General features: G+C 40.2%; 19 protein-coding genes. 7 read left to right on the top strand and 12 right to left on the bottom strand.

The window, feature by feature from the left end; genetic code table 11:
• Positions 1–14 precede the first annotated feature (14 nt).
• Positions 15–1337: a PhoH family protein gene (locus NSQ25_RS07065; protein ID WP_025092370.1), complete on the bottom strand. Its 1323-nt coding sequence runs from the start codon at positions 1335–1337 to the stop codon at positions 15–17.
• A 140-nt stretch (positions 1338–1477) separates the two neighbouring features.
• Between NSQ25_RS07065 and NSQ25_RS07060 the strand changes: the two genes are divergently transcribed.
• Positions 1478–2095, top strand: coding sequence for a YhcN/YlaJ family sporulation lipoprotein (locus tag NSQ25_RS07060; RefSeq protein ID WP_034281647.1), 618 nt, complete (start codon positions 1478–1480; stop codon positions 2093–2095).
• A 99-nt stretch (positions 2096–2194) separates the two neighbouring features.
• Positions 2195–2428, top strand: coding sequence for a YlaI family protein (locus NSQ25_RS07055; protein ID WP_223250959.1), 234 nt, complete (start codon positions 2195–2197; stop codon positions 2426–2428).
• A gap of 31 nt (positions 2429–2459) precedes the next feature.
• Here the strand turns inward: NSQ25_RS07055 and NSQ25_RS07050 are convergent, their stop codons facing one another.
• Both NSQ25_RS07050 and typA read right to left on the bottom strand, forming a co-directional pair.
• Positions 2460–2783, bottom strand: a complete 324-nt coding sequence (locus NSQ25_RS07050) for a YlaH-like family protein (protein WP_003210819.1) — start codon at positions 2781–2783, stop codon at positions 2460–2462.
• 54 nt (positions 2784–2837) lie between these two features.
• On the bottom strand, positions 2838–4676 hold the full coding sequence (gene typA / locus NSQ25_RS07045; protein WP_041084955.1) for a translational GTPase TypA: 1839 nt from the start codon (positions 4674–4676) through the stop codon (positions 2838–2840).
• Positions 4677–4789: 113 nt separating this feature from the next.
• On the opposite strand from typA, the gene NSQ25_RS07040 reads away from it, so the two are divergent.
• Positions 4790–4969: a DUF5325 family protein gene (locus tag NSQ25_RS07040; protein WP_034281645.1), complete on the top strand. Its 180-nt coding sequence runs from the start codon at positions 4790–4792 to the stop codon at positions 4967–4969.
• A gap of 275 nt (positions 4970–5244) precedes the next feature.
• Positions 5245–5880 (top strand): hypothetical protein, encoded by a 636-nt coding sequence (locus NSQ25_RS07035; protein ID WP_034281643.1) that lies wholly within the window; start codon positions 5245–5247, stop codon positions 5878–5880.
• A 42-nt stretch (positions 5881–5922) separates the two neighbouring features.
• On the opposite strand, the gene NSQ25_RS07030 is transcribed toward NSQ25_RS07035, so the two are convergent.
• The 6 genes from NSQ25_RS07030 to NSQ25_RS07005 form a co-directional block, all read right to left on the bottom strand.
• Complete coding sequence (locus NSQ25_RS07030; protein ID WP_061109793.1) at positions 5923–6219, bottom strand: zf-HC2 domain-containing protein; 297 nt, start codon at positions 6217–6219, stop codon at positions 5923–5925.
• Positions 6216–6734 (bottom strand): sigma-70 family RNA polymerase sigma factor, encoded by a 519-nt coding sequence (locus tag NSQ25_RS07025; RefSeq protein ID WP_061109971.1) that lies wholly within the window; start codon positions 6732–6734, stop codon positions 6216–6218. The genes NSQ25_RS07030 and NSQ25_RS07025 overlap by 4 nt, the downstream gene beginning before the upstream one ends.
• Entirely contained in the window at positions 6734–6997 is a 264-nt protein-coding gene (locus NSQ25_RS07020) for a hypothetical protein (protein WP_070325785.1), read from the bottom strand. Before NSQ25_RS07020 ends, NSQ25_RS07025 begins: the two co-directional genes overlap by 1 nt.
• Entirely contained in the window at positions 6987–8912 is a 1926-nt protein-coding gene (locus tag NSQ25_RS07015) for a hypothetical protein (protein ID WP_326136475.1), read from the bottom strand. Before NSQ25_RS07015 ends, NSQ25_RS07020 begins: the two co-directional genes overlap by 11 nt.
• Positions 8913–9023: 111 nt before the next feature.
• Positions 9024–9830 (bottom strand): inositol monophosphatase family protein, encoded by an 807-nt coding sequence (locus tag NSQ25_RS07010; RefSeq protein WP_024426895.1) that lies wholly within the window; start codon positions 9828–9830, stop codon positions 9024–9026.
• Between the two features lie 133 nt (positions 9831–9963).
• Positions 9964–10152 carry a hypothetical protein gene (locus tag NSQ25_RS07005; RefSeq protein WP_024424761.1) on the bottom strand — a complete coding sequence of 63 codons (189 nt, stop codon included), beginning with the start codon at positions 10150–10152 and terminating at the stop codon, positions 9964–9966.
• A gap of 286 nt (positions 10153–10438) precedes the next feature.
• On the opposite strand from NSQ25_RS07005, the gene NSQ25_RS07000 reads away from it, so the two are divergent.
• The gene (locus NSQ25_RS07000; protein ID WP_024426894.1) at positions 10439–11074 is read left to right on the top strand and encodes a DUF1054 domain-containing protein; all 636 of its coding nucleotides are present in this window, start codon (positions 10439–10441) and stop codon (positions 11072–11074) included.
• A gap of 27 nt (positions 11075–11101) precedes the next feature.
• Here the strand turns inward: NSQ25_RS07000 and NSQ25_RS06995 are convergent, their stop codons facing one another.
• A complete protein-coding gene (locus tag NSQ25_RS06995) occupies positions 11102–11371 on the bottom strand; it encodes a UPF0223 family protein (protein WP_326136477.1) in 270 nt (89 codons plus the stop codon).
• 190 nt (positions 11372–11561) lie between these two features.
• Here NSQ25_RS06995 and NSQ25_RS06990 point away from each other — a divergent pair, with 190 nt between their 5' ends.
• Entirely contained in the window at positions 11562–13034 is a 1473-nt protein-coding gene (locus NSQ25_RS06990) for an aminotransferase class I/II-fold pyridoxal phosphate-dependent enzyme (protein ID WP_108909025.1), read from the top strand.
• A gap of 43 nt (positions 13035–13077) precedes the next feature.
• Here the strand turns inward: NSQ25_RS06990 and NSQ25_RS06985 are convergent, their stop codons facing one another.
• Positions 13078–13197 carry a GapA-binding peptide SR1P gene (locus NSQ25_RS06985; RefSeq protein WP_003212464.1) on the bottom strand — a complete coding sequence of 40 codons (120 nt, stop codon included), beginning with the start codon at positions 13195–13197 and terminating at the stop codon, positions 13078–13080.
• A gap of 316 nt (positions 13198–13513) precedes the next feature.
• Here NSQ25_RS06985 and NSQ25_RS06980 point away from each other — a divergent pair, with 316 nt between their 5' ends.
• The gene (locus NSQ25_RS06980; protein ID WP_227001729.1) at positions 13514–13894 is read left to right on the top strand and encodes a hypothetical protein; all 381 of its coding nucleotides are present in this window, start codon (positions 13514–13516) and stop codon (positions 13892–13894) included.
• A 326-nt stretch (positions 13895–14220) separates the two neighbouring features.
• Here the strand turns inward: NSQ25_RS06980 and lpdA are convergent, their stop codons facing one another.
• Entirely contained in the window at positions 14221–15633 is a 1413-nt protein-coding gene (gene lpdA, locus NSQ25_RS06975) for a dihydrolipoyl dehydrogenase (protein ID WP_024426892.1), read from the bottom strand.
• Positions 15634–15635: the final 2 nt, after the last annotated feature.

Genomic DNA, 15635 nt, shown 5'->3' with positions numbered 1-15635 from the left:
ACAGAGGGTCTGGACTACAGCAAATCAGCTGCAAGCTGTGCAAGTCCAGACCTTTCTCCTTTGACAAGCTTGACATGTCCAGATATTTGCTGTCCTTTGAACCGCTCAATGACATACGTAAGCCCATTATTTAAGCTGTCTAAATAAGGATGATCAATCTGCTCCGGGTCCCCCATCAGCACAATTTTACTTCCCTCTCCGACGCGCGTTAATAATGTTTTCACCTCGTGTTTCGTTAAATTCTGCGCCTCATCAATGATAATAAATTGATCAGGGATACTTCTTCCGCGGATATACGTTAAAGCTTCGACTTGAATAGAACCAATACCCGCCAAAATCGCATCAAGTTCACCAGGTTTTTTTGTATTAAATAAAAATTCCAGGTTGTCATAAATCGGCTGCATCCATGGTCTGAGTTTCTCTTCCTTTTCACCTGGCAAGTAGCCTAAATCCTTGCCGACAGGAACAATGGAACGGGCTACGATCAGTTTTTTAAACATGCCGAGATCCTCTGTCTGCATTAATCCGGCAGCAAGTGCAAGCAGTGTTTTACCAGTACCCGCTTTTCCGATCAATGTCACAAGCGGAATATCACGGCGCAATAGCAGCTCTAGGGCCATCGTCTGCTGAACATTTTTCGGACGGATTCCCCAAACATGCTCTTGATCATAAATGAGGCGTTTCACGTGCTCTGCCTTTTGATCAAGCATTCCTAAAGCAGAACCGCCTTCATTCCCCTTCATAATGACAAATTGATGAGGGTTTAATGGTGCACTTGTGACCTCTTTTATCGGCAATTGACTTTGCTTATAAAATGTATTCAATTGCTCGGTCGGAATATAGAGCTCATGATAGCCGTTATCAATGTCTTCGTTTTGCAGCACACGGTCACTTAAGAAGTCCTCTGCCTGAAGACCTATCGCATCTGCCTTTACCCTGACTAAGACATCCTTACTGACCAAAATGACAGGCCGGCCGTGAGGTTTTGTTTCTTCCTCTAAGCTCAAATTTTTCGCGACCGCTAAAATCCGATTATCGTTCGTTTTTTCAATAAAAATTTCTTGAAGCTCATGGAAAGAGCGATGATTCAGCTCGATGCGCAGCGTCCCTTTTGACTCTAGCGTAATTTTTTCATGCAGTTTCCCTTTCGATCTCAAACCGTCGATTAAACGTGAGACGCGCCGGGCGTTTTGCCCAACCTCGTCCATGTATCTCTTTTTCGAGTCTACTTCTTCTAACACAACGGCCGGAATGACGACTTCGTTGTCTTCAAATGAAAAGATTGAATTCGGATCCTGTAATAACACATTTGTGTCTAATACATAAATTTTACTCAGGTCCTTCGCCTCCTGATCGGGGTTTCATTCATCCTTGTCTTTCCCAAAACGATTGTTAAAATATATGTTTTCATGAATAAAGTTAGAAGGTTAATTCAACAATAAAATAAATCATGCAGTTTGTGAAGGAGGGAATTTAGATGCGACTATTTTTAACATTATTCATGATTCAAACGATCATTCTGTTAGGCGCTTGCCAGCAGCAGGAAAAGCCAGAAGCGCTGGACAAGCAAGATGGACGCCAGCACTTAGTACGGGTGTCAGACTCATCCAAGAAAAAGACAAATCAAGCCCGCCCATCTACAGATGTTGCGCAGCATCTTGTCAATGTGACAGAGCATGTAGCAGATGTCAATGATGCAACGGCAATTGTCATCGGCCGCTATGCTGTTGTTGGTATTGATGTAAAAGATGATTTAGATAGAAGCAAAGTAGAAACCATTAAATATTCAGTTGCAAAAGCGCTGAGAAATGACCCTGAAGGTGCAAATGCTGTTGTGGTTGCTGATCCAGATACAGTCAGCCGTTTAAAAGAAATGGGCAAAGAAATCCAAGCAGGCCGTCCGGTAAGCGGTATTATGGACGAACTGGCTGCCATTGTCGGCCGCGTGATGCCAGAGATGCCGAGAAATGAGATCGAGCGTAACGAAAAAGACCCGACAAATGATCCGAATAATCAGCTCAAAGAACAGGATCAAAAGCAGTTAGAAAAAAATCAAAACGACCAATCAAACCATCATATGAATCAGAAGAAATAATGAGAACGGCTTATATCTCCTGTGATATAAGCCTTTTTCTACGCTGATTTTAAGTAGCTGGAAAACATGCTATAATAAATGCAATAAAGTGAGGTGAAAATGATGAGAGTGAAGTGCTCATTATGTGAAAAGCTTGAAACCATTGATGATGATACACTTGTTGCTAAACGGTTAAGAAACCGGCCAATTCATACATATATGTGCGATGACTGCCAAGAACGCATTAAAATAAAGACTGAAGCCCGCATCAAAACTGGCAGATTCTCTCTTTATCAGGATCCTGCGACGAAAGAGAAAAAGAAGAAAAAAGGAAAGAAAGAACAAAAGACATAAAAAAAGACCTGACACATGTTCAGGTCTTTTTTTACGTATTAACTGTTCCTTCTTTTTTCGCACGATGCAGCCGTATTTTATAAATAATCAAAATGGCAGCTGCCACAACCAGTCCTTCCGCTACTGGAAGGAAGATACCTAGAAATGTGAGAAACGTGCAGCCAAAAATCAAAAACAAATAAATCACGAGCGCTTTTAAAATCGGTAAACGTCTTGCAAAGCCGAGCTTAAAAACAATAATCGCTAAAACAAGGATGGTGCCATATAGGAGCCACATCCCTGTTTGCGGATTTTCATCGACACGAAACAGCATCGCGAAAAAGGATAGATTTTCACTTACTTCCTGATCATTCAAAAAGATTCCCTCCCCTTATCTTTCAGGGTTCTATCTTTTTAATTCTTCATGGAATTAAGATAATCCTGCTAGCTTTTTCTTCTTCGCTGCTTTCTCACGTTCGTTTTTGTCTAAAATTTTCTTTCTAAGACGAATTGATTCAGGTGTAACCTCACAGTATTCGTCTTCATTCAAGTACTCAAGAGATTCCTCAAGTGACATAATACGAGGTTTTTTCATGCTAACCGTTTGATCTTTCGTCGCTGAACGTACGTTTGTTTGTTGTTTCATACGGCTTACGTTTACAACAAGGTCATTCTCACGATTATGCTCCCCAACAATCATCCCTTGGTATACTTCAGTACCCGGCTCAACGAAGATCACACCGCGCTCTTCAACACCTTGGATTCCGTAAGCAGTCGCTTTACCTGTTTCCATTGAAACAAGTACACCTTGACGGCGTCCGCCAACTTGACCAGACTGCATTGGCTGGTAGCTGTCAAACGTATGGTTCAAAATACCAAAACCACGAGTTAATGAAAGAAATTCAGTTGTATAACCAATTAAACCACGTGATGGTACTGTAAAGATCAGGCGAACTTGACCGTTACCATTATTGATCATGTCAATCATTTCACCTTTTCTTGCACCCATTGATTCCATAACAGAGCCAGTATGCTCTTCTGGTACATCAATTTGAACGCGCTCTACAGGCTCACATCGAACACCATCAACTTCTTTTACAATAACTTCTGGCTTCGATACTTGTAATTCAAAACCTTCACGTCTCATATTCTCAATGAGAATGGATAAGTGAAGCTCTCCGCGTCCAGAAACAACCCAAGCATCAGGTGAATCAGTTGGATCCACACGAAGACTGACGTCTGTTTGAAGCTGCTGCTCTAAACGCTCTTCAATTTTACGTGATGTCACGTATTTTCCTTCACGGCCTGCAAATGGGCTGTTGTTTACAACAAACGTCATTTGAAGTGTCGGCTCATCAATACGAAGGATTGGAAGTGCTTCTTGGTGTTCTACCGGACAAACCGTTTCACCTACGTTGATGTCTTCCATTCCAGATACAGCGACAAGATCTCCCGCTTTCGCTTCGTTGATTTCCACTCGTTTTAACCCTTGGAAACCAAAGATCTTTGTTACTCGGAATTGTTTCACAGTGCCGTCGACTTTCATCAAGGCTACCTGCTGTCCTACTTGCATTGTTCCTCTGAATACACGGCCAATTCCAATTCTGCCAACATAATCATTGTAATCAAGTAGTGCCACTTGGAATTGAAGCGGCTCTTCATGGTTATCAACTGGGCAAGGAATATGGTTCACAATGGCTTCAAACAAAGATTCCATGTTTTCATCTTGCTTGCTCGCATCGTTACTTGCTGTACCATTGATTGCTGATGCATAGACAACTGGGAATTCAAGCTGTTCTTCTGTTGCATCCAATTCAATGAACAAGTCGATCACTTCATCAACTACTTCAGCCGGACGAGCAAAGTCGCGGTCAATTTTATTGACGACAACGATTGGTGTTAAGTTTTGCTCAAGTGCTTTTTTCAGCACAAAGCGTGTTTGAGGCATACAGCCTTCATAAGCATCCACAACGAGGAGTACACCATCTACCATTTTCATGATACGCTCAACTTCACCACCGAAATCGGCGTGTCCTGGTGTATCTAAAATATTAATGCGTGTATCTTTATAATGGATCGCAGTATTTTTAGCTAAAATCGTAATACCGCGCTCTCGCTCTAAATCATTTGAATCCATGGCTCTCTCAGCGATATTTTCATTCGCACGGAAAGTACCAGCTTGATGGAGCAATTGGTCAACAAGCGTCGTTTTACCATGGTCAACGTGGGCAATAATTGCGATGTTGCGAAGGTCTTTTCGAAGTTTCACATTTTCATCTCCTAAAATAATTAGATAACTTTCATATTATATCACAATCCCCTTTAAATGCCGATCGTTTTTCTGTAAACTTATATTAACTCTAAAAAAAGGGATGGAGACAAATGAAACAAATCAAATGGCTTCTATTATTATGTGCATTACTTGCAGTTGTCAGTATGGCGTTTATTGGGGTATCTCTTGCAGAAAAAAACATACTGGGTATATGTTTTAGTATCGTGTTCGCCATGATTTTCATGGGTACAGGATTTACATTAAAAAGAAAATTAAACGTGCAATCATAAAATTAGTTAAAAGCCTTTTACATTCTATATGTAGAAGGCTTTTTATTTTGAGTAAAAACAAGACAAATCACCTATGAAAGCTCCATTCATCAGACGGAACGTATCTTGAAGAATTGACAAAAGTAAGCAATCTGCACCCCTATATTTTTCGACAAGAACTTTTATAGTTCTCCAAAATCAAACAGAAAGTTACATTTTTCCTATTCTTCCACAAAGTTTCTCATGGTATGCTTTTCTTGCAACAAAATTTAACAGAAAAGGGAGAGAAAAGAAGCATGAAGAAGTTTTTGAGCAAATCGCTCAGCTCTGTTGTATTTTTCGCTTTAGCTATCATTCTTACTTTCACAACAGTAGCTCCTGGGCAAGCAAGCGCTGCAACTTTCAAAGGAATTCCTTTTGAACAGCAGCAAATCATTAAAGAATTATTGGAGAAAAACGAGCGTGTCATCAACATTCTCATCAATTCATTTGTTGAGGAAGACAACAGCTACACATTTGATGTGAAAAAAGCTGTTGAGCTCGGACTAACTGAAGAAGAAGCGGCGACTGCTGAGAAATTCTTAGATCGCGCAGCTGTTCTTACAATCGTTTTCAGTGAAAGCATCACTAAAAACGAAAAAGGGAAATTGGTTTTTGATGCAGCAAAAGCTGTTGAACTTGGTCTTACAAAAGAAGAAGCGGCTAAATTTGAAAAGCTTTTCAAATCAGTGATCAGAATTGCTGATCTTGCTGGTGATGCCCTTGTTCTAGACAAAAAAGGAAACGTTGTGATTGATTCAAAAATCGCAAAAGGTCTTGGATTCAGCTCTACTGAATTACTTGTTTTCAACCAAATGCTTAAGAAAATTCCTCAAGAGCAATTGAAAACGTTCTATGATGCAGTTCAAATTGCGAAAGAAAAATTAAGCTAATCTCAGAAAAACCCCCACCTGGTTCATCCAGATGGGGGTTTTTTATTTCAGCCAATAAAGAATGATCATCATGACGTACCCTATACCAAACGCGATACTTGCTCGATAAAGCAGCTTACCATAGTAGCGCTTTTCAAATTTTCTTTTTTCTTCCTTTTCATCTATATATGGCACGAGATCAGGAGCCTGTATAAGAGTTATTGGCTCTTTCATTTCGTGATAAAGGTGACGGCAGCTTTCGCAGGATTGTATGTGCTCTGCAACAATTTTATTTGTTTCTGCACTTGTGTCTCCCTCTATATAAAGTGGTAACAATTCTTCAATCAAATAACAGCTCATTTATTGAACTCCTCACAATGTAGCATTCGCTTCAGCTCTAACCTCGCTCGATGAAGGGTTGTTTTGACTTTAGATAAAGTCCAATTCAAAATTTCAGCTACTTCTTCATATGATAATTCTTGAATATCTCTTAAAATGAGGACATCCCGATATGAATCCTTCAGCTGATGAATATGATGCCACAGCCTTTCTATGTCGGCTTGTGTTTCGATGTAATCTTCTGGTGTTGTGAACGACTGCTGCTCTAAGAAATCCATTTCTTCTACGTTCGTAAAAGTCCATTTTATTTTTCGGCGATAGTCATTCACAAATGTGTGATACGCAATGGTATAAAGCCATGTTTTCATACTAGAATGTCCCTTAAAGGAGGACAACCCATGCAGTGCCTTCATAAATACGTCTTGCGCAAGGTCCTTGGCCGTTTCCATATTTCCCGTCCGGCGATATAAATATTTGGTGATTTCCTGAAAATATTCTTCATAGATTTTTTCAATTTGGTCGGCTGGTCTGGACATCAAAAATAAAACCACACAGTCATCCAAATCGATAAAACGATAAAAAAGAAGTATAACGAGTAAATAAACCCTTTCATGCGTTTTAACTCGTCATAGTCATTATGGCTTTCCATCGGCGCTGAAGACTGCTTTCTTCCCGCGGCCGTATGCTGAAATTGCTGTTCGTGTGCCTTCATCCAGCTGGCTGCCTCGGCTCCTAGATCCCCTTCTTGATACAGTTCATATAAGTCTTGAAAGATGGCTTGTTTTTCTTTATCTGTCAAAACGATGCACCTCTTTTGTTCGTCCATTCACTTCATAGATTTTATGCTCACTTGATCCGAAGGTTTGTATAATGACAAGCCATGAAATGTCGATATTCCCTTCTTTGTCGATCATCCTCACAGGTTTTATTTGTTTTTTATAGATCGTATATGGTTTATACCTTTTAAGTACTTGCTGATAGACTTCATTACGATCTTGATTAGATACTCCGTGCGGGATAGAAGAAGCTGCTTGCACTCTCAACTCAATTCCATCATCCCCTTTAAACAGATTGACGACATGAGAGGAGCGTTTAAATATATATTGTTTACTTTCACTAGTGCCTGTTACTTTTCTTACGTCTTTTGGCTTTTTCCCTATGATTTTTAACAAATCTTCATCGCTGACGTTCTCTTTTTTCTGTTGAAGAAGTGATTTTGACAACTTGAAGCTGATGATATCTTTTGTTGAGCCATTAAACAGAAACTCAGATTGATCTTTTGTTGTGACTCTCACTTCATGCTGCCAATCCAAATAAAAATCATTGATGCCTGTGATTTGATAAGCTGGCAGCTTTAGGTTTAAATGTTTATAAATACTGTTGATCCTGTTTTTTATCTCCATTTCTGTTAAACGGATGCCGTCTATATCCTTTAATTGAAAGATAGCGTTTTCGTATTGCGCTTGTCGAAGCGTCCCTTTTTTCCAGGTGGCAAACGCTAAACTGTCCTCTTCATTCTGAGACATTTTTGGCAGAAGAAGAACGTCCGTCTTTCCGTCCTCTTTTTTTACAGCTAATTGAATGCGCTGTAGATCAATTGATCGCCCGCTTCTTTCGAAAAATTCAATGGTTTTTTTCTTATATTCTTTATCGGTCAGTTCCTTCCCCTCTACACGACCTCGATAAGAATACCCGCTTAAATCGCCTGTAAACGCAGAAATATTCACTTCATACTGATCATCTGCAAACACGTAATGATAAGGGATAGGCTGATGACTAGCATTTAAATAAAGCGATTGATCCTCTGGTACAAATTTTGAAGCGAATGCTTTTGCACTTACTGCTGATAAAGGGCGATATTCTTCTGAAAAAGTATCTACCAGTTCCGTTTTGGTGAATTGGAACATGGTATGAGGAATATTGACAATCGGGTTGAGTAATAGCAGAAAAAAGACAGCTATACAACCAGCGCCCCACTGCCTTAATTTCACCTTGTCCCGTAGTAAAGCAGATAACAAATCAATCGTCATAAAGCTTCCTGCCGCTGCTACTAAAATGACAATCGATTTAAATGTAGATTGAAGCTCATACTTCGAAATAGAAGGATAAAATATATAAAGCAAAGCTGCGAAAATCAAGATATAAAACAAAAGCAATTCCTTCCACTTCCAATGCCAAAACAAGCGAAAGAAAAGGTGGAGCAGCAAAGCGGCAAAGCAAGCCATAGCCAAAATGGTGATCATATCTCTCCATACTAACCCCGTATCACTGCTAAGAAAGAACTTTTTGCTTTCAGCAAACACAATAAACACTGTTTGACATAAAGGCAGAAGTAATACAGATAAATCAAAAGCAAAGAACATACCTTTATTTTTTAAATAAGGAAGAGTAATGACATAGTACAGTGATGCAAGCAAGACGTACCCATAAATGAGAAATTGCATGAAATCTGTCAGCACTTCAAATGTTTCGATCGTATACTGTCTAGACAGGACTTGGTGGATCATTTCAACTGTCATCCCGCCTAATAGCACTACTCTTAATATGATACCAGCATAGAATACATAACTACTCCTCTTTTCTTTCCATATGGGGAGTGTCACGAAAAGGACAAATAGTCCAAGTACACACCATTGAATGATGTGGATACTGTACTCATTTAAAATAAAATACCTTTCAAAATAGAGCGATAAATCACTAAACAAATCAAACATTGATACACAATCCTTTACATGAAATTAAGGCCTCATTCGTATAGACATCCGCCTTACCAAAAAGTTTCAGGAAAAACAAAAAATCACTTCATTCTCATGAAGTGATGTCGTTTATTTTTTATTTCCGCTTCCTTTTATGTAATCATGCAAGATTTTTTCACAAATGGATCGATTTCCAGCCACTATGCTGTTTTTGTCTAGGAACGTAAGACGTTCTCCGTGAATATTTGAGTAAACGGCCCCTACTTCATCAAGCAGCACGCAGCCCGCTGCATAATCCCACGGCGCAAGCCTTAAGGTGACATATGCGTCACTTCTGCCGCTTGCAATATAAGCAAGCTCAAGGGCAGCTGATCCAATCGTTCGTGTCCCTCTCACGTCACGCACTAGACGGGCAAATGGTTTGGCGTCAAAATAAGGACTTTCAATCGCCCATGTCGGATTAATACCCACAATCGCTTTTTCAATCTCCACATCTTTTAATGGAGGGAGCAGGATATCGTTCATATAGGCTCCTTCTCCTTTAATGGCATGGTAGAGCTCGTCATGAATGACGTCATAAATAAGACCGATTTTCCCCACACCATTTTCAAATATCCCGATTGAAATGGCAAAGTTGCGCTTTTGATGGACAAAGTTCATTGTGCCATCAATCGGATCAATGATCCACACAATTCCATCGAGTGAGGTGACCTCTTCCCCTTGTCCCTCTTCTCCTAAAATGTGATGATCTGAAAATGTCGACTGTATTTTTTCAATAAAAAAACGTTCTGTTTCTTTATCGATATTTGTGACTAGATCATTTGGATTTGATTTTGTTTCAATTGATAGACCTTCCTGCATGGACGCTTTAATACGGCTCCCTGCTTCTTTTACCCAGAGCTTTGCAAGACGGTCAATTTCCACCCAGTTTGTCATCAGATTGTAAACCTCTTTTCTATGTAGGACCTATTTGTAATAGCATACTGATATTATGTACGTAAAAGCAAGAAAAAAGCAGCTTCATACAAAAACGAACCGATGAATTGGTTCGTTTTTACCTCACCCTGTTTTACCCTTGAAGCTGCTCCCATTCTTTTCTTAGGCGCTCAAGCTTTCGTTTGCTGCGTTCGATTTGGATGTCATCTTTTTGTTCGATGGCTTCATGAAGCGTAGAAAGCTCATAATCAACCTCTAATCTCCACACAGCGATGCGATTTTTCTTCTCCTGTCTATAGCCCTGCTTCACGATTTGCTTCATTGGTCAACGCCCCTTCCAGAGAATGATTCATTCCTTGTCAGTTTTCATTGATAAAAATTCAATCGATAAGAGAAATGGTTCTTGCTTATATCGTATGAAGCGATCGCATAACCGCAACGACATTCTGAAAATTGTGTCTTTACCTATTAATGATGTACCACAAAATGAAAGGTTTTAAACGCTGCACCACGCCCTTTACAATCTTTTATCTGACGGTGCATCTTTTTTTGAGCTTGACCCAAGCTATGATAAAATATGATCAGCGAAAAGATACAGGAGGCATAACATGAGTGAAATGCGTTTTAGAGATGAAGATTTTGAAACATTCACAGTTGATGGTTTAGATGAACGAATGACTGTATTAAAAGAAAGAGTACGTCCAAAGCTTGAGGCACTTGGCGAACATTTTGCACCACTTCTTTCTTCTATTACAGGAGACGAAATGTTTGTACACGTCGCAAAGCATGCTAGAAGATCTGTCAACCCGCCAAATGATACATGGGTTGCTTTTGCAAACAGTAAGCGCGGATATAAAAAACTCCCTCATTTTCAAATTGGGCTTTGGAAAACACATGTCTTTGTCTGGTTTGCGCTCATTTATGAATCTCCAGTGAAAGGTGAGTACGGCCAGCTGTTTGAAAAAGAGCTAGACACCATCCAGCAGAAAATACCGCAAGATTTTGTTTGGTCTAAAGATCATATGAAACCAGATGTCATGCGGCACAGCGAACTAGATTCCGAACAGCTGAAAACGCTTTTTGAACGTGTTCAAACAGTCAAGAAAGCCGAGCTTCTATGCGGCATCCAGCTGCCTAGAGAGGAAGTCGTTCAAATGAATAATGAAGAATTCCTATCGAAAATCGAAAATGCCTTCCGCACGCTGACGTATCTATACCGCTTCACACAGAAAGAATCTGTATAAAAAAACGAGCCCTTATAGGCTCGTTTTTTACATGCGTATAACGGCTGTCTCTTCTGCCTCTCTTGCGGTTTTCACTGCACGATAAGGGAAATACCCGCTTCCCTTTTCAAAAGCCGCACAATGCGTTTTTTCCTCTGCTTTTGATGGCACAACCTCTTTAAATCGTTTATAAGCATCTAATAACTCCTGCTTCGCAATTCCTTTTTCATAGGCTTTTTCAACAGCCTGAAAAAATGAAATGACCGCAATTTTTTCCTCTGTCGTCCAGTCGACATCCATTGGATATTGATATTCCATTTACTTGTCCCTCACTTTAACACTCATTTCTCATTTGAACTTTTATTATAGCATCTGTTTGATCAGAAACCGATTGATTTTATGCTTTACATTCCGATCAGTTCATAATATAATTCTTTTGTTTTATGCAATGAAATCTGCTGTAATTGGCACAATAATAGCAGGTATTTCGATGAAGGTGGGAAAGCAATTGTCACAACATGATACACCCTTATATACTGGACTAAAAAAACACGCAGCAACGAATCCAGTCCAATTTCACATTCCAGGCCATAAAAAAGGAGCCGGAATGGATCCTGAATTTAGAGCATTCATTGGCGACAATGCATTAAGCATTGACCTCATTAATATAGAACCTCTCGATGATTTACATTCACCTCGAGGGATGATAAAAGAAGCACAGGAGCTTGCTGCTGAAGCCTTCGGTGCTGATCATACGTTTTTCTCCATTCAAGGAACAAGCGGGGCCATCATGACAATGGTGATGACGGTATGCGGACCTGGAGATAAAATTATCGTTCCGCGTAATGTCCATAAATCAATTATGTCCGCGATTGTATTTTCTGGCGCAGTTCCTGTTTTTATTCACCCAGAAATAGACAAAGAACTTGGCATCTCTCACGGGATTACACCTGAATCAGCCAAAAAGGCGCTCACTGAGCATCCAGATGCGAAAGGTTTGCTTGTCATTAATCCAACGTATTTTGGTATTTCAGCAGACTTAAAATCAATCGTAGACATTGCCCATTCATTTGATGTGCCTGTCCTTGTCGATGAAGCACACGGTGTGCATATACATTTTCATGATGAGCTTCCCCTCTCTGCCATGCAGGCAGGTGCCGACATGGCAGCAACAAGTGTCCATAAACTTGGCGGCTCTCTTACGCAGAGCTCTATTTTAAATATGAAGGAAGGGCTTGTTTCAAAAGACCGCGTGCAATCGATTTTGAGTATGCTGACGACAACGTCCACTTCTTATTTGCTCTTAGCGTCACTTGATGTCGCTCGAAAACGATTAGCCACTGAAGGTAAGGCACTTGCAGATGAAGCCATTCGTTTGGCTGAATCAGCGAGAGACCGTTTGAATCAAATTGACGGCATTACCTGCATTGGCAAGGAAGTACTCGGTTCAGCTTCCACTTACGATTATGACCCAACGAAATTAATTATCTCTATTAAAGACCTTGGGTTAAACGGACATGATGTCGAAAAGTGGCTGAGAGAAAGTTACCGAATTGAAGTAGAGCTCTCTGACCTGTACAACATTTTATGTATCGTCACCCCTGGCGATTCAGATGAGACAATTGATACGCTCGTGACGGCGATGCAGGAAATTGCCGCAGCCTCTACTCGTGAGGGCGGCAAACAAGCGGTAACAGAAGTGCTGCTGCCTGAGATCCCATCGCTTGCTATGACGCCGCGTGACGCCTTTTACGCTACAACGGAAGTCGTTCCGTTTAAGGAAGCAGTCGGCCGCATTATCGCAGAGTTTGTGATGGTGTATCCGCCAGGTATTCCGATTTTTATACCAGGTGAAATTATCACAGAAGAAAATATATCGTATATCTTTAAAAATATTGAAATTGGTCTCCCTGTCCAAGGACCTGAAGATTCAACGCTTGAAATGATCCGTGTGATTAAGGAACAAAAACCAATTTTATAAAAAAGAAACATGCAGCCCCAAATGGAGCTGCATGCTTTTTTATTTATTCAGAGGCTTCATCACAGCAATGACAGTGACCGCACGTTCCGTATAGCGTTGTCACTTTTTCATTTTCAAACTGATCAATGGTTTCATTGCAATCTTGACAAATAATTGTACCCACGTACATTCCCCTTTTCTTCATTCATAGTTTGAAAGCGTTTGATCTATTTCTTATTCCTATAATATTATGTCACATTTAAGTTGTCAACGGTTAATTGTATGACACATTTAATCATTTTTTATAAATATGTGCTTTTTTCTCATCATATTGAGGGAACGTTTCAATTGTATTTTGCTTCATATCAATTCTGTAACAATTGAGTAACAATCGAAAATTGTCAAAAGGGACATGATACACTAGAGTGACTAACAGGGAACAAGCTCCTAAAAATGTTGGGACAACCCCAAATGATTTTGAGGTGAATAGATTGAATTTTATGAGGACACTTCTCATTATATTCCCCATGCTCTTTGTACTTAGTTCATGCTCATTTGCGTATATCATACCGAATCAGACCGACCAAGTCCGTCATATTCAAAAACCGAGAATTCTCTTTTTTACTGATGCAGAAAACCTTGATAAAGAAAGCCCATATTATGATGCAGTCCTCGAATTAAAAAATGAATACCCTAAGGAAATGTCAAAAATGATTGTGAAAGAAGATCGTAAAGGCTGGAAAAATGAAGTGGACGAATTACCGGCTATTTTACTTGTCAATGATGAAAAAGTGATCGTGAAGGTGGAAGGAAATGTCCGCAGTAAACAGGAGATCTTATCGCCTTTATGTCATGCTTTAGACCGCGTCAATACAAACTAATGATATTTACCTTACACTTATATATATCCATATGAAAAAACCCCTCATCTCATGAGGGGTTTCAAATTGTTGACAAAGGGCTAAAATGATCTTTATTTTAGCTCTTTGTCTTTTTTTCAGCGTGATAGAAAACCTTTGAAGTCTAGGAAGGACGAGCACAGGCGCGGAGCGAATTTGACATTCGTGAGCACCAGCGCGCAGGACTGACAAAGAATGCGAGGGTTTGTCTACACGCTGAAACCCCTCACCTCATGAGGGGTTTTTCATATGGTGTTCAGGGCACCAAAAAAACCCTCTCCATCAAGGAGAGGGCTTCATAGGTTTCATTATTTTACGATGTGGATTGGGCTTCCGATTGCTACTTCAGCCGTTTCCATTGTAATTTCACCTAATGTTGGGTGAGCGTGAATTGTCATAGCGATATCTTCAGCAGTCACTCCAGCTTCGATTGCAAGGCTAAGCTCTGAAATCATATCAGAAGCACCAACACCTGCGATTTGAGCACCGATCACTAGACCATCCTCTTTACGAGTGATCATTTTCATGAAGCCATCAGTTGCATCTAGAGAAAGTGCACGTCCGTTCGCTGCGAATGGGAATTTCGCTGCAACGATTTCGATTCCTTCTGCTTTTGCTTCTGCTTCAGTATATCCAACAGTTGCAAGTTCTGGCTCAGAGAATACAACAGCAGGAATACCAAGGTAATCAATTTCAGCTGGCTCTCCAGCGATTGCTTCAGCTGCAATTTTACCTTCGTAAGAAGCTTTGTGAGCAAGTGGTGGTCCATCAACGATGTCACCAATTGCATAGATGTTAGATACGCTTGTACGGCATTGTTTGTCTGTTTTGACAACTCCGCGGTCAGTCAATTCAACACCAACTTGCTCAAGACCAAGCTCATCAGTGTTTGGACGACGACCAACAGTCACAAGTACGTAATCAGCATCAACTGTTTTTTCTTCGCCTTTTACTTCGAACGTAACAGTGACACCATCAGATTTTTCTTCAACGCCTTTTGCAAGAGCGTTTGTATGGATTTCAACGTTTCCTTTTTTCTTCAGGTTACGTTTAACCAATGAGCTCATTTGCTTTTCGAAACCTGGTAGGATTTCGTCTCCACCTTCAAGGATCACAACTTCTGTTCCAAAGTTTGCATAAGCAGTACCAAGCTCAGTACCGATGTATCCACCACCGATGACAACTAACTTTTTAGGTACTTCTTTAAGCGCTAAAGCACCAGTTGAGTTGATCACGCGGTCTGTGTATTTAAAAGTAGGCAATTCAATTGGACGAGATCCAGTTGCAAGAATTGCATTTTTGAACGTATAAGTCTGTGCTGAATTATCATCCATTACACGTACAGAGTTGCTGTCTACGAAATAAGCTTCACCTTTGACGATGTCTACTTTATTTCCTTTAAGAAGACCTTGAACTCCACCTGTTAACTTATTAACAACAGAAGCTTTCCACTCTTGAACTTTTGTGAAATCAACTGTTACGTTTTCAGCTTTGATACCCATGTCTTCAGAATGCTTAGCATTTTCGAAACGATGGCCAGCATTGATTAATGCTTTTGAAGGGATACAGCCAACGTTTAGACATACACCGCCAAGTGTTCCTTTTTCAACGATTGTTACTTTTTGTCCAAGCTGTGCAGCACGAATAGCAGCTACATATCCACCAGGACCTGCACCGATGACAAGAGTATCTGTTTCGATTGGGAAATCTCCTACTACCATGA

It is taken from the genome of Bacillus sp. FSL R5-0512, assembly GCF_038593295.1.
Taxonomy (GTDB): domain Bacteria; phylum Bacillota; class Bacilli; order Bacillales; family Bacillaceae; genus Bacillus; species Bacillus safensis.
Note: the sequence above shows the minus strand (reverse complement) of the source record. Positions and strands in the feature narration are given on the sequence as shown.

Coding starts and splice junctions, on each gene's coding strand:
- NSQ25_RS07060 (WP_034281647.1), top strand. CDS start 1,478: ATGCGACTATTTTTAACATTATTCATGATTCAAACGATCATTCTGTTA.
- NSQ25_RS07055 (WP_223250959.1), top strand. CDS start 2,195: ATGATGAGAGTGAAGTGCTCATTATGTGAAAAGCTTGAAACCATTGAT.
- NSQ25_RS07040 (WP_034281645.1), top strand. CDS start 4,790: ATGAAACAAATCAAATGGCTTCTATTATTATGTGCATTACTTGCAGTT.
- NSQ25_RS07035 (WP_034281643.1), top strand. CDS start 5,245: ATGAAGAAGTTTTTGAGCAAATCGCTCAGCTCTGTTGTATTTTTCGCT.
- NSQ25_RS07030 (WP_061109793.1), bottom strand. CDS start 6,219: ATGAGCTGTTATTTGATTGAAGAATTGTTACCACTTTATATAGAGGGA.
- NSQ25_RS07025 (WP_061109971.1), bottom strand. CDS start 6,734: ATGTCCAGACCAGCCGACCAAATTGAAAAAATCTATGAAGAATATTTT.
- NSQ25_RS07015 (WP_326136475.1), bottom strand. CDS start 8,912: ATGTTTGATTTGTTTAGTGATTTATCGCTCTATTTTGAAAGGTATTTT.
- NSQ25_RS07010 (WP_024426895.1), bottom strand. CDS start 9,830: ATGACAAACTGGGTGGAAATTGACCGTCTTGCAAAGCTCTGGGTAAAA.
- NSQ25_RS07005 (WP_024424761.1), bottom strand. CDS start 10,152: ATGAAGCAAATCGTGAAGCAGGGCTATAGACAGGAGAAGAAAAATCGC.
- NSQ25_RS07000 (WP_024426894.1), top strand. CDS start 10,439: ATGAGTGAAATGCGTTTTAGAGATGAAGATTTTGAAACATTCACAGTT.
- NSQ25_RS06995 (WP_326136477.1), bottom strand. CDS start 11,371: ATGGAATATCAATATCCAATGGATGTCGACTGGACGACAGAGGAAAAA.
- NSQ25_RS06980 (WP_227001729.1), top strand. CDS start 13,514: ATGAGGACACTTCTCATTATATTCCCCATGCTCTTTGTACTTAGTTCA.
- lpdA (WP_024426892.1), bottom strand. CDS start 15,633: ATGGTAGTAGGAGATTTCCCAATCGAAACAGATACTCTTGTCATCGGT.